The organism is Mycoplasma sp. 480, assembly GCF_051353065.1.
Lineage (GTDB): Bacteria > Bacillota_I > Bacilli_A > Mycoplasmatales > Metamycoplasmataceae > Mesomycoplasma_A.
Genome location: NZ_CP195722.1, coordinates 1 through 24,857, shown reverse-complemented (window position 1 = coordinate 24,857; position 24,857 = coordinate 1). Strand labels below are relative to the sequence as shown.

General features: G+C 23.9%; 24 protein-coding genes, 1 rRNA gene and 1 other RNA gene. 9 read left to right on the top strand and 17 right to left on the bottom strand.

Annotation, left to right across the window (positions count from 1 at the left end; genetic code table 4):
- Positions 1–94: 94 nt before the first annotated feature.
- From rpsD to ACR34G_RS00120, 3 genes are all read left to right on the top strand, one after another.
- Positions 95–694, top strand: a complete 600-nt coding sequence (rpsD, locus tag ACR34G_RS00130; protein WP_436358760.1) for a 30S ribosomal protein S4 — start codon at positions 95–97, stop codon at positions 692–694.
- A 332-nt stretch (positions 695–1,026) separates the two neighbouring features.
- Entirely contained in the window at positions 1,027–2,061 is a 1,035-nt protein-coding gene (locus tag ACR34G_RS00125) for an Mbov_0400 family ICE element protein (RefSeq protein ID WP_436358759.1), read from the top strand.
- 106 nt (positions 2,062–2,167) lie between these two features.
- A complete protein-coding gene (locus tag ACR34G_RS00120; RefSeq protein WP_436358758.1) occupies positions 2,168–3,466 on the top strand; it encodes an IS3 family transposase in 1,299 nt (432 codons plus the stop codon).
- A 933-nt stretch (positions 3,467–4,399) separates the two neighbouring features.
- Here the strand turns inward: ACR34G_RS00120 and rrf are convergent.
- Positions 4,400–4,505, bottom strand: a 5S ribosomal RNA gene (rrf, locus tag ACR34G_RS00115).
- Between the two features lie 166 nt (positions 4,506–4,671).
- Here rrf and ACR34G_RS00110 point away from each other — a divergent pair.
- The gene (locus ACR34G_RS00110; RefSeq protein WP_436358757.1) at positions 4,672–6,426 is read left to right on the top strand and encodes a ribonuclease J; all 1,755 of its coding nucleotides are present in this window, start codon (positions 4,672–4,674) and stop codon (positions 6,424–6,426) included.
- A 31-nt stretch (positions 6,427–6,457) separates the two neighbouring features.
- Here ACR34G_RS00110 and ACR34G_RS00105 read toward each other — a convergent pair whose 3' ends face one another.
- The 3 genes from ACR34G_RS00105 to ACR34G_RS00095 are packed head-to-tail and all read right to left on the bottom strand — an operon-like array spanning position 6,458 to position 7,820.
- The gene (locus tag ACR34G_RS00105) at positions 6,458–6,844 is read right to left on the bottom strand and encodes a hypothetical protein (protein WP_436358756.1); all 387 of its coding nucleotides are present in this window, start codon (positions 6,842–6,844) and stop codon (positions 6,458–6,460) included.
- Between the two features lie 2 nt (positions 6,845–6,846).
- Complete coding sequence (locus tag ACR34G_RS00100) at positions 6,847–7,329, bottom strand: DUF4231 domain-containing protein (protein ID WP_436358755.1); 483 nt, start codon at positions 7,327–7,329, stop codon at positions 6,847–6,849.
- The gene (locus tag ACR34G_RS00095; RefSeq protein ID WP_436358754.1) at positions 7,329–7,820 is read right to left on the bottom strand and encodes a hypothetical protein; all 492 of its coding nucleotides are present in this window, start codon (positions 7,818–7,820) and stop codon (positions 7,329–7,331) included. The genes ACR34G_RS00100 and ACR34G_RS00095 overlap by 1 nt, the downstream gene beginning before the upstream one ends.
- A 99-nt stretch (positions 7,821–7,919) precedes the next feature.
- Between ACR34G_RS00095 and ACR34G_RS00090 the strand changes: the two genes are divergently transcribed.
- Together ACR34G_RS00090 and ACR34G_RS00085 are read left to right on the top strand one after the other, a co-directional pair.
- A complete protein-coding gene (locus ACR34G_RS00090; protein ID WP_436358753.1) occupies positions 7,920–9,023 on the top strand; it encodes an AEC family transporter in 1,104 nt (367 codons plus the stop codon).
- Positions 9,023–10,021 (top strand): NAD(P)-dependent oxidoreductase, encoded by a 999-nt coding sequence (locus ACR34G_RS00085; RefSeq protein WP_436358752.1) that lies wholly within the window; start codon positions 9,023–9,025, stop codon positions 10,019–10,021. The genes ACR34G_RS00090 and ACR34G_RS00085 overlap by 1 nt, the downstream gene beginning before the upstream one ends.
- Before the next feature lie 34 nt (positions 10,022–10,055).
- Here the strand turns inward: ACR34G_RS00085 and ACR34G_RS00080 are convergent, their stop codons facing one another.
- Genes ACR34G_RS00080 through ACR34G_RS00070 form a run of 3 tightly spaced genes read right to left on the bottom strand, consistent with a single transcriptional unit; the run spans position 10,056 to position 12,025 of the window.
- Complete coding sequence (locus ACR34G_RS00080; protein ID WP_436358751.1) at positions 10,056–10,976, bottom strand: hypothetical protein; 921 nt, start codon at positions 10,974–10,976, stop codon at positions 10,056–10,058.
- A complete protein-coding gene (locus ACR34G_RS00075) occupies positions 10,957–11,349 on the bottom strand; it encodes a hypothetical protein (RefSeq protein ID WP_436358750.1) in 393 nt (130 codons plus the stop codon). The genes ACR34G_RS00080 and ACR34G_RS00075 overlap by 20 nt, the downstream gene beginning before the upstream one ends.
- Positions 11,339–12,025, bottom strand: coding sequence for a hypothetical protein (locus ACR34G_RS00070; protein WP_436358749.1), 687 nt, complete (start codon positions 12,023–12,025; stop codon positions 11,339–11,341). The genes ACR34G_RS00075 and ACR34G_RS00070 overlap by 11 nt, the downstream gene beginning before the upstream one ends.
- 158 nt (positions 12,026–12,183) lie before the next feature.
- Here ACR34G_RS00070 and ACR34G_RS00065 point away from each other — a divergent pair, with 158 nt between their 5' ends.
- Entirely contained in the window at positions 12,184–12,831 is a 648-nt protein-coding gene (locus ACR34G_RS00065; RefSeq protein ID WP_436358748.1) for a hypothetical protein, read from the top strand.
- Entirely contained in the window at positions 12,819–13,427 is a 609-nt protein-coding gene (locus tag ACR34G_RS00060) for a transposase (protein ID WP_436358747.1), read from the top strand. Before ACR34G_RS00065 ends, ACR34G_RS00060 begins: the two co-directional genes overlap by 13 nt.
- Positions 13,428–13,603: 176 nt before the next feature.
- Here the strand turns inward: ACR34G_RS00060 and ACR34G_RS00055 are convergent, their stop codons facing one another.
- From ACR34G_RS00055 to ACR34G_RS00045, 3 genes are read right to left on the bottom strand one after another with little or no spacing between them, the layout of a single operon-like run.
- Positions 13,604–14,281 carry a hypothetical protein gene (locus ACR34G_RS00055; RefSeq protein ID WP_436358746.1) on the bottom strand — a complete coding sequence of 226 codons (678 nt, stop codon included), beginning with the start codon at positions 14,279–14,281 and terminating at the stop codon, positions 13,604–13,606.
- Between the two features lie 35 nt (positions 14,282–14,316).
- On the bottom strand, positions 14,317–15,156 hold the full coding sequence (locus tag ACR34G_RS00050; RefSeq protein ID WP_436358745.1) for a hypothetical protein: 840 nt from the start codon (positions 15,154–15,156) through the stop codon (positions 14,317–14,319).
- 23 nt (positions 15,157–15,179) lie between these two features.
- Positions 15,180–16,190, bottom strand: a complete 1,011-nt coding sequence (locus ACR34G_RS00045) for a TMEM164 family acyltransferase (RefSeq protein WP_436358744.1) — start codon at positions 16,188–16,190, stop codon at positions 15,180–15,182.
- A gap of 75 nt (positions 16,191–16,265) precedes the next feature.
- On the opposite strand from ACR34G_RS00045, the gene ffs reads away from it, so the two are divergent.
- Positions 16,266–16,362, top strand: an RNA gene (ffs, locus tag ACR34G_RS00040) — signal recognition particle sRNA small type.
- Here ffs and ACR34G_RS00035 read toward each other — a convergent pair.
- From ACR34G_RS00035 to dnaA, 7 genes are all read right to left on the bottom strand, one after another.
- Positions 16,360–17,718, bottom strand: coding sequence for an aldehyde dehydrogenase family protein (locus ACR34G_RS00035; RefSeq protein WP_436358743.1), 1,359 nt, complete (start codon positions 17,716–17,718; stop codon positions 16,360–16,362). The two genes, ffs and ACR34G_RS00035, sit on opposite strands and share 3 nt — an antisense overlap.
- Positions 17,712–19,619: a M13 family metallopeptidase gene (locus ACR34G_RS00030; protein WP_436358742.1), complete on the bottom strand. Its 1,908-nt coding sequence runs from the start codon at positions 19,617–19,619 to the stop codon at positions 17,712–17,714. Before ACR34G_RS00030 ends, ACR34G_RS00035 begins: the two co-directional genes overlap by 7 nt.
- A gap of 15 nt (positions 19,620–19,634) precedes the next feature.
- Complete coding sequence (locus tag ACR34G_RS00025) at positions 19,635–20,069, bottom strand: 23S rRNA (pseudouridine(1915)-N(3))-methyltransferase RlmH (RefSeq protein ID WP_436358741.1); 435 nt, start codon at positions 20,067–20,069, stop codon at positions 19,635–19,637.
- Positions 20,069–21,886: a tRNA uridine-5-carboxymethylaminomethyl(34) synthesis enzyme MnmG gene (mnmG, locus tag ACR34G_RS00020; RefSeq protein WP_436358740.1), complete on the bottom strand. Its 1,818-nt coding sequence runs from the start codon at positions 21,884–21,886 to the stop codon at positions 20,069–20,071. Before mnmG ends, ACR34G_RS00025 begins: the two co-directional genes overlap by 1 nt.
- A gap of 61 nt (positions 21,887–21,947) precedes the next feature.
- The gene (locus ACR34G_RS00015; RefSeq protein WP_436358739.1) at positions 21,948–22,157 is read right to left on the bottom strand and encodes an RNA-binding S4 domain-containing protein; all 210 of its coding nucleotides are present in this window, start codon (positions 22,155–22,157) and stop codon (positions 21,948–21,950) included.
- A gap of 11 nt (positions 22,158–22,168) precedes the next feature.
- On the bottom strand, positions 22,169–23,269 hold the full coding sequence (locus tag ACR34G_RS00010; protein ID WP_436358738.1) for a hypothetical protein: 1,101 nt from the start codon (positions 23,267–23,269) through the stop codon (positions 22,169–22,171).
- Between the two features lie 133 nt (positions 23,270–23,402).
- Positions 23,403–24,800, bottom strand: coding sequence for a chromosomal replication initiator protein DnaA (gene dnaA, locus ACR34G_RS00005; RefSeq protein WP_436358737.1), 1,398 nt, complete (start codon positions 24,798–24,800; stop codon positions 23,403–23,405).
- Between the last annotated feature and the right edge of the window lie 57 nt (positions 24,801–24,857).

Here is a 24,857-nt window from a genome sequence, read left to right as displayed (position 1 = left end):
AATTTGGAAGTAAACTTTGCTGGATGTCGAAACCATTAAATTTAAAAAAATAATATGGAATTATTTCTTAACGTTTTTTGCAGAAAGAGGAAAAATGTCAAGATATACTGGTCCAATTTTCAAAAAATCAAGAAGATTAGGATTTTCAATTTTAGAAACTGGTAAAGAATTTGCAAAAGGTAAAAAAAGAACTTACGCTCCTGGACAACACGGACAAAAGAAAGTTAAATTATCTGATTATGGATTACACTTACACGAAAAACAAAAGGTTCGTTTTATGTATGGTTTAAATGAAAGACAATTCAAAAACACTTTCTTTAAATCTTCAAAACGTAAAGGTGTTGCTGGAACAAACTTCTTACAAATGTTAGAAACAAGGTTAGATAATATTGTTTACAGAGCAGGATTTGCTACAACAAGAAGACAAGCAAGACAATTAGTAAATCATGGTCACTTTACTTTAAATGGAAAAAAAGCAGATATTCCTTCAATGCAAGTTTCAATTAATGATGTAGTTGAACTAAAAGAAAAATCAAGAAAAAACGTTCAAATTACTGCAGCACTTGAATTAAAACAAAAAGCAGAATGAATTGAATATAAAGATTTTAAAGCTACTTTAAAAAGATTACCAGAAAGAAGAGAATTAAGTCAAGAAATCAATGATGCTTTAATTGTTGAGTTCTACAACAAATAATAATTTCAACACAGGAATTCTCCTGTGTTTTTTTGTCAAAAACTTGCTTTTTTTTTTTTTTTTGTAAAATCTAATTGGTATCTAATAATTAAATTAGATAGAAATTAGATTTAATTAGTTAAGTGGCAAAATTAGCTAATTATAGTATTCTTTTATATATTTAAAATTATTAGATACAACTAAATGCTCCTAGTATTTATATTTGAATTGGAAAATAAGCACAATCTGTATGTGAGAAAAACAGGAACATAATTATTTAGTTCCTGTTTTAATATTTCTTTTTTTCACTTTTTACTATTAATAGCACTATAATTAAAATATAAGGAATTAAAATGAAAAAAGATAAAAATCACATTGACACAATGAAACCGTTTTTTCCGGAAGAATCAATAACATTTGATAGATTAGAAGATGATTTTCACAAACATCCAGTCATTATTTTTTATAACGAATGGGAAGAAATATATTATTACTTAAAATGTCGCAGTTCTATAAAACATAAAAATTTCAGACACGAACTTAATGGTGAATATCTAATTAAAAAGGCAAATAATGGATTATTAAATCACGATAGTTTTATAGATACTGCTCAAATTTATAAAATTTTTGAAAAAGATTTATTTAAAGTTTTTGATAAAAATAATTTACTTTATTTAGATACCAAATTTCTAGATTTAGATGATATTAAAAACATTTATTTTATGCTTTGAGATAATCTCAAACAAAATCCACCATATGTTTCTTTAAGTGAAATTTCTATAAAAAATGACCAAATTTATTCTAAAACACTTTATTGCCATAAAGATTTTTTAACTAGAGATTTTAATCACTTTAAAAATTCAAATAACAGTGAAGAGTCAATTTTAGAAAAGGAAAAATTGGTTTTAGATATCTTAAACAACAGAAACACATTAAAACAAACTTTATTAGAAATCAAAAATATTTATTTAGGTACAAATAGCGAATATAAAGAATTAATGGAAGAAATTGATTATTTTGAACAACACAAAAGTTCTATAATTAATAATCATAAGTCTTTCATTGAAACTAATAATTTTAATTGCCACCATTATTGTGCATCGCAACTAAAACAGATTTTTCTTGGTTTAGAATCAAAAATAGATGTATCTAAATATGCAACAAATAATTTTAATTGTTTTCAAATGGGACAAATTCGTTTAGGTTTAGAACAAAATTTAGATGTTTCTCTATATGCTAAACCAATTTACGATAATTGACAAATGAAAGAAATAAGAGAAGGATTATTATCTAATATAGATGTTCTAAAATATGCTGATCCAAAAATTTCATCTGAAGAAATGAAAAATATTCGCTTAACATTGCAAAAAAATAAAAATCAACATTAGTTGATTTTTTGTTTAGTGTTTTTGCTTAAAAATTTTACAAATTCATTATAATAAACAGGGACATAAATTTGGGACACCAAATTTATGTTTTTATTTAAGGAGAAAAATGTCAAAACAATTAAAACCAGAAGAATGAAAATATTGAATTAAAAAATATTTAGCTAATTGTGAGAAAATGAGAAATTTAGATTTATTTTGAACCGAATATTTTCATTTTAGAAAAACAGAACCAACTAATTTTAAAAAAATGTTTTTTAAAGAAAAAGTTAAACTTTATAATTTAGGTATGAATTTAGAATCTCAAACAGAAAAATCACCTAAGAAAAATAAAGGCGTTGGAAGAAAAAGAAAAATCTTAACACCAGAAGAAGAGAAAAAAATTTGGGATAGTATCCCAAGAGAAATTTTAATTAAATCCATAAAAATTTATCAAGATGTTTTACCTAAAGAAGTTTTTGATGAGATTTTTAATCGTGTTGTAAAAGAACATGAAGAAGAGCAAAAAAAAAAAAAAGAAGCAAGAAATTTTAGAAAATTTCTCTTCACTATGAAAATTTCTAAATCAACTTTTTACAGAAACAAGAATAAAAATGTTGAAGCAAAAGAATTGAATCAAGAAGAAAAATTGATTTATGAAGGTTTTACTGAAAATAACTGTTTGTATGGAAGAAAAAGACTTGAAGTTTTTATCGAAAAAAAACATAAAATAAAGATAAATTACAGGAAAATGGGCAGAATTATGAATAAATTAAATTTATTTTGCATAGTTAGAAAAAAATCCAAAAGAAGAGAAGATAAAAATACTTCAGTAAAATTTGAAAACATAATTAATAGAGATTTTCAAGGAAAAAACAACAATATTTTTGCAACAGATGTTTCTTATATAATCTCTCCTAAAGATGTATTTGATTCTAATCATGTATATTTTTCAGCAACAATTCATCACAAAACTAAAAAGATTGTTTCTTGAAATTTATCAAGAAATAATGATTTAAATTTGGTTATAGAACATAATAAAGATTTAAGTTTTAATGAAAAATGAATTATGCATACTGATCATGGAAGCGTTTATTCTTCTAATAAATTTGTAGAAATTATTGAAAAAAATAATGGAATAATTTCAATGTCAAGAGTTGGTAATTCATTAGATAATAGAGAAATTGAATATTTCTTTTCTAATATAAAGAGCGAATGTTTATCACACATTAAAATTAAAAATTTAACTTTTAATAATTTAAAAGAAATGATTAATAATTATATAAATTGATATAATGAAGAAAGACCACAATCAATTTTAAATTGAAAAACCCCAATGAAATTTGAAATTCTTGAATTTCAAAGTAAAAAAATTTTACCAGTGATATCACTGGTAAAATGTGTCCCAATAAATTGTCCCACTTTATAACGTAAAAAAGTATTATTTATTTTTAAGGTTTGCAATTGCTCTGGATTAAATAATTTTCTTGGAACTTCAAAAGCAATGTAACTAAAAGATGGTTCTACATAATTTGCTGTTTCATCTGTTGGTTCGCTTTCATTATTTTCTTTTAATTTAGCGTTTAATTCTAGATTGGTAGAATAAAAATTTAAAGCATTATTTTCTTTTTGAATAATTGAATATAAAGGAAATTCCTTTTGTTTTGAATTTAAATCATTGTAATTATAATCATTAGATTTAAATAGTGATTTAAATAAAGTATCTAACGATTTTGTATGAACAAAGTTATTTAATACATAAAAATTTTCTTTTAAATTTATTTTGCTTAAATAAAAAGCTACTTTTTGATAATTAAGCAAATTATTCATATGTTCTATTTCTTTAACATTATCATTTTTTTCATAATTTATAACATAGTAAAATAAAGTTTGTTTAAGATTATCTATATCTTTTTCATCTTTTATTAGATAAAAATCCTTAAGTTTTGTTTCATTTGAACTAACACTTGAATTACTTAAAAAGGTAAAAGTTTCATTAGATTTAACAATTTCTTTATCACCTAAATTATTAAACTCAATTTTATAATTTTCATATTGATTTTTTTCTTTGTCTTTTTCTGTTGTTGCACAAGAAACCACTGAAGTAGCAAAAATAGGAATGCTAACTAGTGAAGAAACTGAAAATAATAATTTATTTTTTAGCATAAGATTTCACCTACAAAAATAGTGTTTATAATTAATAAATTGAAATATTTTTTCTTCATTTTTTCCGTCCTTTATTTTTGTATTTACATAATAATTATATAATAATAATAATAATCTAATATATTCATAAAATAATATAAATTTATTCAAATAAATTCAATAAATACTTTTATAAAATTAAAAAAGGAATAAAAAAAAGCAGCAACTCCCTATTTTCCCATCTCTGGTATCTTCGGCGTAAAAGGTCTTAACTACTGAGTTCGGAATGGTATCAGGTGATCCCCTTTGCTATGGTCGCTTGTATATATATTACCATAAATTGTAAATTTGTCAAGATTTTTTTTAATTTTTTGTATAAATTTACAAAATTTAAAAATTAATTATAAAAAATTTTTTTTATTGTAAAATTTAAACAATTAATTAAATTTCTTTTTTTATTTTAACTTAAATTAATATATTAGGAGACATATGAAACCAACAAAATTATTTGCATTAGGTGGAATGCAAGAAATAGGTAAATCTACCCTTATAATAGAGCACGAAAATGACATAGTAATAATTGATGCAGGTATTAAATTTGCCGATACCTTTGCTACTGGAATTAAAGGAATAATTCCTGATTACTCTTATTTAAAAGAAAATCAGCACAAAATTAGAGGTTTATTTATAACTCACGGACACGAAGATCACATTGGTGGTGTTACTTATCTACTACAAGAAGTTCATATTCCTAAAATTTTTGCACCAAGAATTGCTATTCAATATTTAAAAGCTAAATTTGAAGATAGAGGTATTAGAAAAAAAGTAGAGTATGTAGAAATTGAAAGAGATGCTGTTCATACTTTCAATACACTAGAAGTAGATTTTTGAACTGCTCAACATTCAATTCCTGATGCTTTTGGAATAAGAGTTAAATCTCCAAATGGTTCCATTATGTGTACCGGAGACTTTAGATTTGACTATACACCCATTGGAAATCTAACCGATTTTAGCAAACTAGAACAAATAGGTAAAGAAGATTTAAGTGTGCTTCTTTCCGATTCTACAAATGCAATGAGACCTTTTCACTCACCAAGTGAAAAAGATATCTTAAAAGATATAGAAGCTCATATGCTAGATGCTAAAAAGAAAATAATAATTACTGCTTTTGCTTCTAACTTAACCAGAGTTAAAGTTATTATTGAACTTGCTGCTAAACTTGGTAAAAAAGTTGTAACTTTTGGAAGATCAATGGTAAATGGAGTACAAATAGGAAGAAAAATGGGATATATTGATGCTCCTAATGATGTTTTTATTGATAAGAAAAACATTTCAAAATACCAAGATAACGAACTTGTTATTTTAACCACAGGTTCACAAGGTGAACAGATGGCAGCTTTAACTAGAATGTCACAAGGAAAACATCCTCAAATAACCCTAAAACACGGGGATATGATCATTTTTTCTTCTTCTCCAATCCCTGGAAACAGAATCAAAATTGAATTATTAGTTAATAAACTATATAAAACAGGTGCTATTATTAAAGAAAATGGGGTTGATGGTTATCTCCATACTTCAGGTCATGCTTATAAAGAAGAACACGAAAAAATCTTTAGATTAACCAAACCAACATACTTTGTTCCTTACCATGGAGAATTTAGGATGTCAGTAGTTCATGGACAAACTGCCATTGAAAACGGAGTAAATCCTAATAATGTAATAATTCCAAGAATAGGTGAAGTATTACATTTAATAAACAAAAAACTCGTAACTACAAAGGAATTTATTAATCCAGGACCAATTTTTATTGATGGAGATGTGGTTTCCAAAGTTAATGTTTCTTTAATGAAAGAAAGAGTTGCTTTAGGTGAAAATGGTTTTGTTTATATTGCTATTGCAATAGATAGAAATAAAAACATTATAGTAGGAAAACCAAGAGTAGTTTCTAGAGGTTGCTTCTATGTTAAAACATCAACCGATTTTGTTGAAGAAATCAAGAGATTAGTTCATGGAGCTGTTTTATTTACAATCAAAAATAAAGAAGATTGAACAGTTCCTGAATTAAGACAGTTAATAAAAGATCGTTTAATTCCTTTCTTTTATAAAGAAAAAAGAAGAAATCCTATAATTATTTCTTCCTTCTTATTTACAGATGATAAGAAAAATCCTTTAGAAGGATTTGAAAGGCAAAAAGAAACAGAAGAAGATAATGAATTTGTTGATGAAGACGATTTAGATGAATAGAAAAATAACACTTTCTCAAGTGTTATTTTCTTTATTCTTCAATATCTATTTGTGCCAGTTCAACAACTAATTCATCTTTTGAAATTGTTAATGAATCATTTTTTAAATCTTGTTCAATTTGTTCTAAATATAAAGCTTTTTGCTTATTTGTTTCTCTTTTTTTAGAAAAAGCAAATAGTGTGGCTGCCGCTGTTAAAAATGCCATTATTGTAGTTATGATTGAAATGGTTACAAATAATCAAACTGCTGTTAAATTTGGGTTTTTAGCAATAGCATAAGCAGATAACAATCCATTAAATGCACTCATTAAAATTAAAGCAATACTTACAATTAAGAAAGTTCATTTGGATCTTAAATACTTAGTAGTTAAACTTTTCATACTTTTTTTAGTTCTGTTTATTTCATTTGAATAATCCATAATTATTCTTCTCCTTCGTTAAGTGAATATTTATTACCAAGTATTTCAGAAACTCTATCAAAAAATAATAAATCTTTATTTTTTGCTTCTGCATATTTTCCTTCATTTGCTTCAAAAAGAACTTTTTCTAAATAAATTAAATTATTAACTTTTTGATTTCTTATTCATTTTTTCTTTACAACAAATAAAGCTAATAATCCATTTAAAATAGCTAAAGAAATTCCTATTCACAATGTGAAAATTGGTCATTGATCTACTATTTTTCCATCAACTTCTGAAGTGAATAAAAGGGCAAATCCTTTAAATTCTTCTAATCTAGAAGAAGCTAGTTTTGCAACTCCCATTAAACCAGAAAAGAAAGTAAATAATAATGAAAATAGAGCAGCTACTCAAAAAATTATTTTATAAATTTTTGCTTTTATATTAGTTTTTAAAGTTATATAATCAATAAATTCTTTTGTAGAATCAAATAATTTTACATTCATTATTTTCCACCTCCTAAAATAAATTTCTTGATTAATTGCCCTTTTGAAACTTGTTTTTTAGCTAAAAAATCTTTTTCAATTTGATTAAATTCTTTATCAAATTGTTCTTTTGAATAATTTTCATCTTCTCTTAATTTATATGTTATATATGTTATTTTTCTCATTGCTTGTTTATAATCTTTAAATTTCATTACTTCTCTATAAATAGATAAAAATAAATTAAATAAAAAGGTTAGAACGATAAAGGAAGCAAGTACAATTGTTAAACCTAATTCATCAAAAAATGATTTTCTTGTTTCTGCTGGGATAGAATTATAACGATTTACTTCTATAACAATAACTGTTATCGCAATTGCAATAATAGTTAAATTTAAAATTATTAAAGCTCATTTAATAAAATTATCTAAAATAGAAGAATATTTTGCTTCTTTTGCTAATTTTCTTTTTTTGCTTTCTACATATTCAAGCAATTGAATATTAATATTTTTCATTTTTCCTCCGACGGCACATATTATACTTTATTTTTTAAAAATAAAATAGTAAAATATATATGAGTTTTAAACTCAAATTAGGAGAAATTTTTTATAAATATGGATCAATTTATCAAAACAGTGAGTAACCAATCCCTATGGGGAGCAATAATTGCTTCTATCGGGATTATTACAATAGGTTACTTATTCGCAAAATTTAAAATTTTAAAACAAGAAGGTAAAGGAATTATAAATCAAATTGTTTTATTAATTGCTTTACCTGCTCTTGCACTAAACGGTTTTATGAAAACCATTACAATTAAAAGTTTAATTGAACAAGCTGTAATTCTTGGAGTCGCTTTTGCTTTTTACATAGTGCTGTGTATCATAGCACTAGTTTGAGTTAAATTTGTAAAAGTTCCCAAATTATCCAAATCTAAAGTTGTCAAAACTTTAGGTGGCGAAAATGTTACAGAATCAAGAGCTTTAGTTATTTGAATGATGTTAATTTTTGGTTCAACAACATTCTTTGGACTACCTATTATTCAAGCAGTTTATGACAAAAATGGGGTTTTAGCAGCTAACATCTGAAACATTCCATACAGAATTTTCCTTTATTCTCTATGTTTTATGTTGATGTCTGGTCTTAAATTCAATAAAGCAAACTTTTCAAAATCAATTAAAACCGCTTTATTAAATCCAATTGTTATCGCTACATTTATTGGTTTAATTTTATGATTAAGTCAATTAATTCCTGGTGGTACTTGAAATGTAGTAGATAAAAACGGTAACAAAACAGGAGTTATACTAGGGTGATTTGAATTAAGTAAAACTCTTCCTGCGTTACACAAAATAATTCAAACTCTTTCTGGTTTAGCTTCACCATTAATTTGAATAACAATTGGTATGACTATTGCTACAGTTCCTTTGAAAAACGCAATACAAGATATATGAGTTTGAATATTTGTAGCAATTAAATTAATAGCAATACCATCACTAGTTCTATTAATAATGTTACCTTTAAAATATACAGGAGTAGTTACTAGTCATGTTGCAAGTTCAATGGTTATTTTTGCTGCAGTTCCACCTTCAACAGTTGTTATTGCTTATTCAATGAAATATAAAATGCATGAAACTTATTCAGCACAATGTTCTGCTTTAGCAACTCTTTGTGCTATTGTAATGATGCCTGTTTGAATAGTTGTTTTAGGATTGGTATTTTAATGGCAAATATAAAAGTTATTTGTTTTGGAGTAAGAGAAGTGGAAAAAGAAATTTTCCACAAATTCAATAAATACAATTATGAATTAGAACTTCGTTCTGACTCATTAAATGAAAATACTGTTGATAGTGTTAAAGGTTTTGATGCAGTTATCACAAGAGCAAGCGATAAAGTTAATGCTGCTGTTGTAGAAAAAATTCATTCTTTTGGTATTAAATACATTTTAGCTAGAATTGTGGGTACAGATCATATGGATTTAGAGAAAATGAAAGAACTAGGAATCAAATCAGCAAGAGTTCCTTCATATTCTCCAACAGCTATTTCAGAATTAGCATTTTCACTTGGTGTAATGTTAAATAGAAAAAGTCTTCACTTTGCTCACAAAGGTTATAATAAAGATTTTACCGTTGATCCTTTTGGTTTTGCAAGAGAATTTAAAAACACAACAGTAGGAATTATTGGAACAGGAAAAATCGGATATTGAACTGCTCACTTTTTTAAATCAATAGGTGCAAAAGTTTTAGGATTTGATCCTTTTCCAAATGACAAGGCAAAAGAAGTACTGGAATACACCAATTTAGATGACCTATTAGCAAAATCAAATATTATTTCATTTCACATCCCTTATATTAAAGGCCAAAATGATAAAATGATAAATAAAGATTTTATTTCCAAAATGAAAGATAATGCTATTTTAATAAATACGGCTCGTGGTCAAATTCAAGATGAAAATGCTTTATTATGAGCTTTAGAAACTAACAAATTAAGTGCTATTGCTGCAGATGTATTTAACAACGAAGGTGAAATTTTCTTTAAAAAACACCAAAAAGAACTTCCAAATGAAACAGTTCAAAAATTAATGACTTATTATCCAAGATTTGTTGCAACTCCACACATAGGTTCATATACAGATGAAGCAGTTGCAAATATGGTTGAACAATCTTTTGATAACTTAAATGAATTTTTAACTACCGGAGATTGTAAAAATAAAGTTTACTAAAAACAAAAAGTTAACAATTATTTGTTAACTTTTTTTATTCTTTACTTATAAATAACCTTATTATCCTATACATAAGTCATAAATTATCTAAATATTTTGTTTCTTTTAGATAAAGATTTTCTTTTAAATTAGAAGGTAATATTAGCTGTGATTTTGCTTTCATTATTTCTTGATCAGAAATTCAAGCGTCTTCTGAAACAAAATCTATTAAATTAATTTTGTCTACCATTTTTTTATAATTATTTTTGTTTAAATATAAAGAATTAATGAGTAAACAAAGTAAAATATAAAATTTTAAGGTTTTAAAATTATTAATTTTTTGAATATCTATTTTATCAACAAAAAGTTCTTGTGTATTTGCCAAAACTATTTCAATATCTTTATATTTATAAATTTTATCTCGTTCTATTTCTATACAAAAATCCTTTATTTTTGCTTTTAAATCATAATTTTTATCATCAGAAATTAAAGTAATACTTTTTATTATAAAAAAATCATCAAAATATAATTCTAAACCTTTTTCTCCTATAAAAATTACTTTATCAAAATCTAAATTAGATTCTATGAAATTTAGATTTTTTCTGTTTTTAATAAATTTAAATCCATTAATTACTGAACCAATTCTTAAAGAAAATAAATTTATTAATAATATTAAAGCAAAACAAATTAAATTACTTCTATTTTCATAATAAAAATATAATAGTCCAAAAATCATAACTCTTCTTAATGCTGCAAATAAAAAGAATATAGAAAATATAAAGCAAAAAACAATAATATATATAATCACTTCTTTATGTGGTGCTTCATTAATTTTGATTAAATAAAATATAGATAAAAATAAGGTTAAAATGAAAATAAAAGAATCTATAAAGGTAAAGAAAAATAATTTAAATCTCGAACTTAAATAAGTTAATTTTTCAACTTCATTTTTTAAACTAAAGAAGTTTGTCTTCATAATTTCCCCTCAATCTTTTTCAATTAAAATTCATTATAAAAAACATTTTTATTTTATTTTTATAGTCATTATAATCTATTTCTTTATTTTTTAAAATCTGTATTTTAATGGTTAAAATTAAAATGTATTTTATTAATATTCATAATATAAAAGGAAAAAATAAAATTGGTAACAAATAAAAAAGAAGTGAAGCAATTACACTACTTGCAGCTAACTTATTGTAAATCTCAGTTCTAAAAATTAAATCAATTATCAGTAAAATTAAAGGAAATATAAGGATTAAAAAATTAAAAGTTAAAAAGAATATAAGTCTAAAAAATGAATAATCATTATTTATTCATTTTAGTATTTTTTTAATTTCTTTATTTTCCATCATTTATTCTATTTTTATAAATTTCAGAGTAAGCATTTCTGGCTGTGTAATATTTAAAATCAAAAAGTGCTTTTTGCATATTCGACATCATTGTTTTTAAATCTAAATAACCTTTAAAAAAAGAAATAAAACTATTTTTTCCTAGTTCATTTTCTATTTCTTTCATTGTTTCTTCCATTATTTTTATATTAGGTATCACTTCTTGATATAAAGTTTCTATTAAATATCTGGATAAAGAAATAAATTTATCTGGAAGTATTCCTACTTGCAAAATTAATTGACTACTTAAAAGAGATAAACTACTAAGCAAAAATGATGAAGCTTTTAAAATTGTTGAAAGTGGTGTTTCGTTATCTAAAACATCCGCCGGATAACCTATAACTTCTGAAAAAGTTTCTAAATTACTTGAAATTTCTTTTTTTGTTTCGGTTAAAATATGATCTGATAAAATTTTTTCATAAAAAATGGTAACTTCTTTTAAAAGTTTTATTAAACTTTTTCCGTCTTTAAATTTTTGCAAATATTCTCATTTATTTTCATTCAAAAAGTCCATAATCCTATCTCATCCTGCATCAATATTTTTTCCTAATTTCGGATCTCACGGTTTATCATATAATAATTCCATAACAGGAATTACAGCTCTACTTTCTATTTTTATCGGTAAATCTATAATCATAATATTCCTTCTTTCCCTTCATTTTAAAATGAAGTTACATAATATATATAATTAAATTATAATACTTAAATAAAAGTGTACTATTTAAAAAAGCAAAAAATTATAAACAGGGACATAAATTTGGGACACCAAATTTATGTTTTTATTTAAGGAGAAAAATGTCAAAACAATTAAAACCAGAAGAATGAAAATATTGAATTAAAAAATATTTAGCTAATTGTGAGAAAATGAGAAATTTAGATTTATTTTGAACCGAATATTTTCATTTTAGAAAAACAGAACCAACTAATTTTAAAAAAATGTTTTTTAAGAAAAAAGTTAAACTTTATAATTTAGGTATGAATTTAGAATCTCAAACAGGAAAATCACCTAAGAAAAATAAAGGCGTTGGAAGAAAAAGAAAAATCTTAACACCAGAAGAAGAGAAAAAAATTTGGGATAGTATCCCAAGAGAAATTTTAATTAAATCCATAAAAATTTATCAAGATGTTTTACCTAAAGAAGTTTTTGATGAGATTTTTAATCGTGTTGTAAAAGAACATGAAGAAGAGCAAAAAAAGAAAAAAAAGAAGCAAGAAATTTTAGAAAATTTCTCTTCACTATGAAAATTTCTAAATCAACTTTTTACAGAAACAAGAATAAAAATGTTGAAGCAAAAGAATTGAATCAAGAAGAAAAATTGATTTATGAAGGTTTTACTGAAAATAACTGTTTGTATGGAAGAAAAAGACTTGAAGTTTTTATCGAAAAAAAAACATAAAATAAAGATAAATTACAGGAAAATGGCAGAATTATGAATAAATTAAATTTATTTTGCATAGTTAGAAAAAAATCCAAAAGAAGAGAAGATAAAAATACTTCAGTAAAATTTGAAAACATAATTAATAGAGATTTTCAAGGAAAAAACAACAATATTTTTGCAACAGATGTTTCTTATATAATCTCTCCTAAAGATGTATTTGATTCTAATCATGTATATTTTTCAGCAACAATTCATCACAAAACTAAAAAGATTGTTTCTTGAAATTTATCAAGAAATAATGATTTAAATTTGGTTATAGAACATAATAAAGATTTAAGTTTTAATGAAAAATGAATTATGCATACTGATTCATGGAAGCGTTTTATTTCTTCTAATAAATTTGTAGAAATTATTGAAAAAAATAATGGAATAATTTCAATGTCAAGAGTTGGTAATTCATTAGATAATAGAGAAATTGAATATTTCTTTTCTAATATAAAGAGCGAATGTTTATCACACATTAAAATTAAAAATTTAACTTTTAATAATTTAAAAGAAATGATTAATAATTATATAAATTGATATAATGAAGAAAGACCACAATCAATTTTAAATTGAAAAACCCCAAATGAAATTTGAAATTCTTGAATTTCAAAGTAAAAAAATTTTACCAGTGATATCACTGGTAAAATGTGTCCCAATAAATTGTCCCACTTTAATTATATTTTTTTATTTTTTTATTTCAAAATTCCTTTTTTTCATAATATATGTAAATATATTATATCACTTTTAAAAAAAGAAAAATACCTTTTTATATAGGTATTCTCTCTATAAAATTAATTTTTGTTTTTTGAAAAATACAAATTTAGTGTGTATCAAAGTGTTATTTTATAAAAATCTTTTTCTCTTCTATTTATATAGTTTTTATCTTTAAAAATATATGTACTGTTTCCAAATAAATAAATAACAAAACAAGAAAAATAAATATTAATTAAGGAATTAAATAATTCAGCATCAGTCATTTTTTCTTTTTTAATTAACTCAATTTGTTTATTTAATCTTTTTATTATAAAATCTTTTCTACTTTTGTTTTTTCTATAAAAAGTTAAGTTTTTGTATTTTTCTAAGTCTTTATTTTGTTCTCAAAAATTAATTAATTCTTGGATTGGATTTTCTGTTTTTTCTTTGCTTTTTGTTTTTCTAGAAAGTTTTATCTTATAAATAACAAAAATTAATATGAAGTAAATTATGAACAAAATACTAAAAATAATCGATAAGATTCAATATACATTATTGCTTTCTTGATTGTAAGATTCAATTGTAGACATTACTATAAAAAATATAAAAAAGGAAATATTAATAATGATTTCTCAAATATCTGTAAATTCAATCAAACTATTTGTATTTTTTGTATTTTTTTGCGCTTTTCAAATTCTTTTGTCTATTTTTTCTAAAAAAGTTTTTTGTTTATAAGACACAAAGAAAAACAATGAATTTAATAATGAAAAAAGCATAAATGCTAATAATATTAATAAAAATGATTTCATGATTAAAACAATAGAGATAAAATTGATGTTATTGATAATACAGCATTAAAAGCCGCAGGAAATCAATATGTTGATGCAGAAATAGTTGCACCGCTAGCAATTAAAATTGGTTTTAATATATTAGAAATGCTATGTCCTAAAGTATAAATAGATGATAATGAATAAGTAGCTTTTTTAATATTAGCCATTTCTTCTTCGTATTTAACTAACGCTAATTTTATTCCTGCCACAATAGAAGCAGAAGCAGTTGCTCCAACAGAACCAGCTATTGCTATTGGTAAGGTTCCAACAAAACCGAAAGAAGCAAGAGCAAAACTTAAAGCGGAAGTTCCGGCTAACACACCAGTAAAAATAGATAATGTTTTTTTAGCAGTTTTTAATTTTTCTATTAATTCTAATAATTTTTCTTTTTCTTCTCTTAATTTTATATTTTCTGCATAATTTTTATAAAAATCATAGTCTGTTTGTGTATAACTTTTTATTTCTTTTAATTTTAATATTTTAAATAAAGTTTCTCTATCTCCAGCTAAAATTAAATTTGTTATTGTCAATAATTCTTCTTTATTTTTGCTGTGTAAATCATTATCTAGATTAGTGTGAGTGAGTCTTGAAATAAAATCAATATGTTCTTCAAGTTCTTCTAGTGTTAATGGTTGTGCTTCTAAATTTCTAAATAATTTATTAGCATGTTCTAAATATTCTTCTAAAGAAGGTTCTACTTCTTTAGACAAATCTTCTTCTTCTAATAATTTAATATTTTTTTCTATTCTTATTTCATCTTTTATTAAAAAATTTGTATCTATAACTATAAACTTTATGATTTTTTTCTCTATTCTATTCATTTCTCTCCTTAAAAGAATAAATTTTATTTAGTTTCTTTTTTCATTATTTTTTTAAAGAAAGTTCAATCTTGTTGTTCTTGGAAAACTTCTCTTGGTTTTCTAAATTTAATTTTAGGATTTTTATTTTTTTCATTAAAATTATCAAATTCTATAGAAGATAACAATACATAAATAAAATATGCTAAATAAGTAAGTAAAGGAACTAAAACTGATAAAGTTACTATATTTAAAGGTCATCTTGTTAGTTTTCCCAAAGTCCCTATTCCAGTTCTACCAAGGTATAACCAATTAGGATCTAATGCTATTTTTAATTTAGGGTTGTCTATTTTTTGTAAAATTTCATACATTATTCAAGAAACAAAAAATATTACTATTCCTAAAATTAACATCATTACAAGTCCTTGTGTTATTACCGTAATGTTTATTTTTGCTTTTTCACCATATGCAATATGTGTTAGAACTGGGATAAAAATTACAAATCCATGAGTTAATATAAAATCTCAGTAAGCATAAGTGTCATATCCAGAGTCAAACCCTGCTCTTTCATATTCTATTGTCCCTGGTTGGAAAGAATTATAAATTCTGTCTTGATTAATAAATTCAGGAACAGGTCCTAAATTTACAAATAAAAATCCTACTATTCCACCTAAAAAAGCTAATATACTAATATATTTAATATTGTGTGCCTTTTTGAAAAGGAAAATAAATCCAAAATAAACTATATAAAATCTACATAAATGTAAAGGAATTAATTCTCATTTTCAAGGATAATCGCGAACCAAAAATAAAATTATTCTAAAAATATTAAATATTATTACAAAAGCACCTATCACCATAAATAATTGATCTTTGTTTAAATTTTTTAAATATTTTTTATCTGGGTTTGAATTAAAATGGTTATATATTTTTGATTTATAAATTCAAACAAAAGTAGTTGCTAAAAGAATTAATGCAAAAATTGAATAAAATAAAATCTTAGACTCTGCAAATGTAACTACATTTCTTCTTCAATTAAAAAAATCTAAAAATTGCATTTTTTCTCCTTTCAAATTTTTGTATATAAATTATAATACTATTTTTTGTTTTTAAAATCAAATATTAATATATAATATAAATGCCATTAAAACAAAAACCTTGTAACCTGGTCAGGACAGAAATGTAGCAGCCACATCGAGAAGTGTTGTGTTTAGTGGTTTTTTTATTTTACTTAAAAATCTTTTTCAGTAAAGAAAACTTTTTGTTATTAAAAGGTTTTTTTACCAAACTTAAAGGTTTAAATACAAATTTATTTATAAAAAAAGATTTTTGATGGCTAAAAGATTTAAAACCGCTATATCCCCTGTATTTCCCTAGTCCTGAATTTCCAATGCCACCAAAAGGTAAATATGAATTTGCCACATGTTCTGTTGTGTTATTTATAATGATTGCTCCTGCTTGTAATTTTTTTATTTTATTAATAATTGATTTTTGTTTACTAAAAAGATAAAGAGCAAGTGGTTTTTGTTGTCTTTTAACAATATCAATTGCTTCTTCAATAGTTTCAAAAGAAATAACAGGCAAAATTGGTCCAAAAATTTCTTCTTGCATTATCGTATCATTTAATGATGCTTTATAAATAAAAGGTTCTATTATTTTCATTTCATGATTAGTTTTTAACTCGGTTGAAATAACTAATTTCAATAGTCTATTATAATGTTTTTCACTAATGATTTTAGGTTCATTTTCGAGGTTATTTTTTAGTTGATTTTGTACATATTCTCTGTATTTTTGTATAAATTCATCTTCTATTTTTTTATCTATTAAAACATAATCATGAGTTGTACATGTTTGCCCTGAATTTAATGATTTACCATAATAAATTTTTTCAACAACTTTATCTAAATTTACATCAGAACAAATTATAGTTGGTGATTTACCACCTAATTCTAAAATAGTTGGAGTCAAAAATTTGGAAGTTTTTTCTAAAACAATTTTTCCTACATTTGTTGATCCAGTAAAGAATACTAGATCAAACTTTTGATCTAAAAGAAAATTAGATGTTTCTAAAGAAGAATCAGCACAATAAATGATTTTATGATCAAAATTTTCATTAAAAAATTTCATTAATCATTTAGATGAATATTCTGAAAATTCAGAAGGTTTTAATATTACCCTATTTCCTGCGCCAATAGCATTTATAATAGGTACAATAGAAAGCATAATCGGATAATTTCAAGGGCTAATAATCAAAGTTTGTCCATATGCTTCATATTTATAACTTGATTTAGATGGAAATAAATAAAAAGGTGTTTTTACTTTTTTAGAACGAGATCATTTTTTTATATTTTTTACATATAGATTTATTTCTTTATAAATTAATGCAATTTCAGAAACAAAGGATTCTAATTTATCTTTGTTTAAATCTTCTTTTAAAACTTTAAAAATTTCTTCTTCTTTTTCTTGAATGAATCTTTTAATTTTCTTTAAAATTTCAATTCTATCTTTAATACTTAAAGGACCAAAATAAAAAAAATCTTCCCTTTGTAAGTGATAGATTTTTTCTAATTCTTTTTGATTTATCAAATTTTTACCCTTTTTTCTTTTGATATAAACATTTTATCGGATGAAGAAATTTCATAAGTTTCTAAAAATAAATCATTATTTCCTAAAATAACATTAGCACGTACTTTTCCTGGTGAGTGAACATCTGATTCCAATTGTCTTTTTGCTGCACCTTCTTTTAAAATAATTCTTCAACTTGTTGCTCAGCTTTCAAAAAAGTTTTTGGCATCAAAATCTTTTTCTTGTTTTGCCGCTTCTAAAGCGCAGTCAAAACCACCTAAATCTGCAATGTTTTCAGAAACAGTCAACTCTCCATTAACTGGTCCAAAGTCTGTTTCTACTTTATCAAATAAATTAATTGTTGCTTGTGTTCTTTTTGCAAATTCTTCTCTATCTTTATCGGTTCATCAATTGTTTAATTTTCCTTTTTCATCAAATTGAGCACCGTGATTATCAAAACCATGAGAAATTTCATGAGCTATTACACAACCAATAGAACCATAATTATAAGATGATGGTCTATTTAAATTATAAAAAGGATCTGCTAAAATAGCTGCAGGAAAAACTATTTGATTTTTTAATGGATTATAATATGCATTAACTGTTGCAGGAGACATTGATCAATATCTTTTATCTTCTGTTTTACCAAATAAAGATAATGCATATTCAACTAAATATTTATTAAATTTAAGCGCATTTTCAAATAAATTTCCACCTTCTTCATAAGTTTTAACTTTAAATTTTGAATAATATGGTCTAATCACTTCTGGAAAACCAATCATAACTTGAATGGTAGATAATTTAGTTAATGCTTTTTGAATAGTTTCTTTACTTAATCAATTGTTATTATTTAATCTCATTTTATAAACATCAATCATATTAGAAACCATATGTTCAATATTTTCTTTTGCTTTTTTACCGAAATAATTTTCAGCATAATACATACCTAAAGGCATTCCAAAATATTCATTTGCCATATCAAAAGCAAAATTTTCTAAGTTTCTATAAGTTTCAATAGAATAAACTTTTCTACCAAATTCCCCAGCTTTAATTCTAATTTCTTCACTTAAAAATTTAGTTGTTTGTAATAAGTTTCTTATAAATAAAAATGATTTATAAAATTCAAAATTTTCATCGCTAAAAATTTTGTCAAAATTTTCATAAAGTTTTATATTAGAAACTGAAACTGCTTCCACATTTTGTGAAACTAAACTTTCTAATAAATCAGAAATAATAAACTGTTTGGTATATGAATTATATTCTTCTTTTGATTTTAGATTATATAAAGCAACATAATTTGCTTGTTCTATTGATGAAAGAATATAATCTTTATAAATGTCATCAAATTTAATAGCATTTGATATTAATTTATTTGCTTCTTCTTTTGTTTTACCATAGTCTTTTAATAAGAATAAAACCATTTCTTTTCAAGTGTTTAATAATTTTTCTGACTCTTCTTTGTTTGAATAACTTTCTTTGTTTGGCAAGATTGTTTTAAAATCTCCAAATCAAAAAATTCTTTTTTCATTATCAATAAAATCTTCGTATAAATCTTTTTCTAAAGGTAAAAATCCGTATAAAAGTCAAAATTCTTTATCTTGTGAAAATAAATCTTTAAAGGATTTTAAACTTTCTAATTTAGTTAAATATTGTTTAACCGGTTCTCAACCAAGTTCTTTTCTTTTGCTTTCATTCATTAACATTGAAAAATATTTAACATATTCCAACATCATTGAATTTTCATTTAAAGAACTTGTATCTTTAAGTCATTTTTTTGTTAAATCTTTTAAAAGTTTTTCTAAGTTTAAATCAAGTTCAGAAAAAACACTAATACTTGATTTATCTTCTGGTATTTTTGTGTTTTCTAATCATACTTTATTTATGTGACTGAAAAAGTCATCTTTTAATAATGTTTTTTTCATTTTTCCTCTTTCTTTTTATTTGTGGTATTTTATGTTGTTTTTTATAGCAAATGCTCTATAAATTTGTTCAACAAGTAACACTCTAAATAACTGATGTGGAAACGTTAGTAAAGAAAAATTTATTTTTTGAGCATCTATTTTATCTTCAATAACCCCGTTAGAACCACCAATTATAAAAGTTATATTACTTTTGTCAATTAAATTGGAAAATTCAAAAGAATCCATTTGTTTTCCTTTTAAAGAACAAAGAAAAACTGTTGAGTTTTTTGGAATTAATTCTAATATTTTATTTGTTTCTTTTTCCTTTTTTATTTCTATATTTTCTTCTTGTAATTCCTTTATTTCTATTACATCTATTTTTGAAAAAAAACTTATTTTTTTCTCATATTCTTGGAACAAGGTCAAATAATTTTTTTGAAGTTTTCCTACTGCAATAATAGTTATTTTCACTATTTATTTCTCATCTTTATATAGAACATTAACATTTGAATATCTGCTGGATTAATACCACTAATTCTTGATGCTTGTCCTATAGTGCTTGGTTTGATTTTAATTAATTTATCTCTTGCTTCATTTGCTAAATTATCAACTTTTTTATAGTCTATATCAGCTGGTATTTTTAATTTTTCAAGTTTTAACATTTTTTCTGCATCATGCACTTGTTTTTGTATATAACCATCCAATCTTGCTAATACAACAAGTTCATAAGCAAATTTAAAGTTTTTTAATATTTCAAGATAATCTACATCAGGTCTTGAAACTAGTTGAAATAAAGATTGTCCATTAATTGCGTTGTATTTAATTGCTAAATCACTTTTTGAAGATACAAAAGTGTTTTTTAATTCTTCAATTTTTAACTCTATTTGTTTGTATTTATCAATAACTAAATTATACCCTTCTTTGCTTATCATATTAGCTTTTAAAGCATAATCTTTCATTCTTCAATCGGCATTATCGTTTCTTAATAATAACCTGTATTCTGCTCTTGAAGTTAACATTCTATATGGTTCATTAGTCCCTTTTGTAACTAAGTCATCAATTAAAACTCCGATATAACCATCACTTCTGAGAATTTCAATTGGTTCCTCTTGTTTTAAATATTGAGATGCGTTTATTCCTGCTATTAATCCTTGTCCAGCTGCTTCTTCATAACCACTTGTTCCATTTATTTGACCACCAAAAAATAAACCATTAATATTTTTACTTTCAAGTGATTTTTTTAATTGTAAAGGATTTATGGCATCATATTCTATCGCATAAGCTCATTTAGCTACTCTTGCGTTTTCTAAACCAGGAATTGATTTAACCATTTCTTTTTGCACTTCAATAGGCATTGAAGTTGATAAACCATTTATATACATCAAATCACCTTTAGCAGTTTCTGGTTCAAAAAATATTTGATGTCTTTCTTTATCTTTAAAACGAACTATTTTATCTTCTACTGAAGGGCAATACCTTGGACCAACTCCATCGATTAAACCAGAATACATACTAGATTTATTTAAGTTATTCAAAATGATTTCGTGTGTTTTTGGAGTTGTATATGTTAAAAAGCAATGAATTTGTTTTTCGAGAACTACTTCATTTTTAAAACTAAAATGAAGGTTATTATTTTCTAAAATTTCTTCTTCTATTTTAGAAAAATCAATTGAATCAGTTCAAATTCTAGGTGGCGTTCCTGTTTTTAATCTAATAAGTTCAAATCCATTATTTTTTAAAAACATTGAAAGTTTATTACTTGTTCTTTGCCCATCGGGACCACTCTTTTGAATTTCATCTCCTCTTAAAATTCTTGAATCCATATAGGTTCCTGTTGTTAATACTACAGCGTTAGCATAATAAACATTTCCTTTTTCTGTTTTAACTCCTTTTACTGAATCATTTTCAAGAATTAATTCTTCAACAATATCTTCTAAAATATCGATATTTTCTCGTTGTTCAATATCTTCTAATATTACTTTTGAATATTTGTCTTTATCAATTTGAGCCCGCATTGCTCTTACTGCAGGTCCTTTTGATTCATTTAACATCTTAATTTGAATCATTGCCTTGTCAGCAAAAATACCTTGCATTCCGCCAAGTGCATCTATTTCTCTTGTTATAATTCCTTTAGCAGGACCACCAATTGATGGATTACATGGCATTGAAGCTAGTTTATTTTTATCTAAAGTTACTAGTAAAACTTTGAAATTTTGTTTTGCTAAAGCATATGTGGCTTCAATACCTGCATGTCCACCGCCAACTATTATTGCATCATATTTATTCATATTTTTATATTTTAAATTATTTAAGCAAATAAAAAAGAAGATTTTTTATTTTTTCTTCTTTTTATGCACTTACAATATGAAATAATTCATCATTTACTCAAACGATGTCTCCAACCTTAATTTTTGAACCTCTAGTTACTTCGCTATTGTCATTGATTTTAACTTGGTTAGTTGCTAAAAACTCTTTTGCTGCACCACCAGAATCAATAAAGTTCATTTTTTTTAATAGTTGGCTTAATTTTATAAATTCTCCTGTTATTTCTACTTTCATTTTTTTCCTTTCTATGTAGTTCCTATTAATTGTTTATTATTTTTATTAGAAGGTGAAACTATATAAACTTTTCTTATTTTTTTATCTACAAAAATATAAATCAAACCTTCATAAACTGAAATAGCATCTTTTAAATATCTATGATTTATAGAAAAGTTTAATTCACTATTAGAACTTTCAAACTTCATTTCTTTAGTTTTTACAGAAATAAACCCGGTTTCTTCTTTGTTTCCACTCATAGTAAATTCTTCTTGGTTTACACTAACATTTAATTTGAAATATTGATCATTGGATAAAATAGAAGCTTTAGATATTAACTCACTAAGTTCTTTTTTATCGATTTCAATTTTATAAACTAAATCATCTATATTTGGGAAAACATTAGAAATATCTTTATAAGGAAAATCAATAACTTTACATTGTATTTTTGTATTTTCAACAATAGTTTCTATTTTATTATCTTCAACATAAATTTCTAACTCTCCTTCATAGTCATTAGGAATGAAATTTTTCAAATTTCTAGCTATTATAGAAATATCGAATTCAATATGAGATTCAATAGGAAGTATTTCTGTTGATATTCTATATCTATCTGTTGCTGAAATTCTTAAATTACCATCCATAGCATTTATATTGATACAATCTAAAATAACTTCAGAACTATCGATTGTAGCAGCAAAACTAGTATCCTTAATTGCTTTTTTAAAGTCTTTTGAATGAATTGATATTTTTTGACCTGATAAATCGAATCTAATGTTTGGGAAATCTTCATCATTTTGGATATTAATTTTGTATAAATCATCTTTGTTTTTAATAGTTAAATTAGTATCTTCGATTTTAAATTCTAAAATTCCTTCAGTTTTTTTAATTATATTTTTTAACATTGAATAATTTATTAAAAAAGAACCTAATTCATTTATATTTTTTATGTTTTCAGAAGAAATATGTCCAATTATAGAAATTTCTCCATCTGAACCATATAAATATAATCCTTCTTGTCTTAATTCAATTTTAACACTTCTTAAAGAAGGGATAAAATTTAAAGTATTTATAGAAACACCAATTCTTTCAAATTCTTTTTCAAAATATTTTTTTTCAATTTTAAAATTCATTTTATTTTTCCTTTTATATTTTATTATTTTATATTTATTTTATTTTATTTTCTAATATATTATTATTAGCAATGTTAGTTTTAGTTAGTTTTATCTTTTTAACCTAAAAATAGGCAAAAAAGATGTTGATTAATTAAGAAACAGTTTTTACTTTGTTTGTTAATGAATTAACTGCATTTTTAAGTTCATGGGACGTTTCTATATCTTTTTCTATTTTTTTATAAGAAGCCATAATCGTTGAGTGATCTTTGCCACCTAAATAGATACCAATTCTTTCATAACTAAAGGAAAGCAGTTCTCTAATTAGGTAAATTATCATCGATCTAGCAATAACAATTTCTCTTTTTCTTGATTTACTTCTTACTTCTTCTTCTTTTACTCTGTAATATAAACAAACGCTTTCAATTATTCTATCGTGTGTTATTTCCCTTTCGAAATGAACGGTTTCGTGGAAAATATTATTAAGAAGGTTTTCATTGAAAGTTAAATCTTTTGGTGAGTTTTTTACAGAAAATTTAATTTGATTTAAAGCCCCTTCGATTTCTCTTATGGAGTGATAAAAATTTCTTGTTAAAAAGCTTAAAGCTTTGTTGTCTCATTTGTTCAAATCAAAGTTTTCTTGTTCGATTTTAAATTTTAAAATCTTGAGTAAATCTTCATTATTAGGTTTTTTTATTTCTAAAGTTAAACCACTTTGAAATCTTGTTATAAACCTATCTTCGAATCCACCTAAAAGTTCTGGTTTTTTATCAGAACAAATGATAATTTGCTTTTTATTATTTTTTAAATTATTAATAATATTGAATAAAAATTCTAGAGTTTTTACTCTTGAACCAAGCATTTGAACATCGTCTATTAAAAAGATATCAACACTTTCTAAAAAAGAAGAAAAATTGTTTATTTTTTCTATATCTTTTTCTTTTAATATTAAAGAAATTTGGTTAGTAAAGGCATCTGGGTTTAGAAAATAAGATTTAAGTCCTATTTCTTTTGCTGCGTTTCCTAAAGCGTTTAGAAAGTGGGTTTTTCCTAATCCTGATTTTGAGTGGATGAATATAGGAGTAAATTCTACTTTTTTAGTTTTTAACAAATTATCAGCTATTTTTATTAAATCTTCGTTAAATTTACCTGTTACTAAATTTTTAAATGTTAAATCTGGTAATAAATTATCTTTAAAATCTATGTTAGTGACAAAATTGTTAATATCTTTTGTGTTATTGTTGATAACTTGTTTTTCTTTTTCTTTATTCACAATAGTGTTTTCAAGAATGATTTCCACAGCTTTTTCACTTTTTAAAGTTTTAACAATAGCAGATGTTAAAAAACTCAAATAATTTTCTTTAATATCTTTAATAATCACATTGTTTTTAGCAATAAAAACCGCAGAAAACTCATTAATTTCTTTTAGTTTTAACTTAGAAAAATATGTGGAAAAAATAATAGAGTCATTAATCTCTTTTTCAATTTCTTTTAATATTTTTTTATTTGTTTTTAACAAATTTTCTTCATAGTTATTAACAATATTAGACATAGTTATTAAATAATAAAATAAAAAAATAAAAAATGTTAAAAAATAAAAAATAATTTT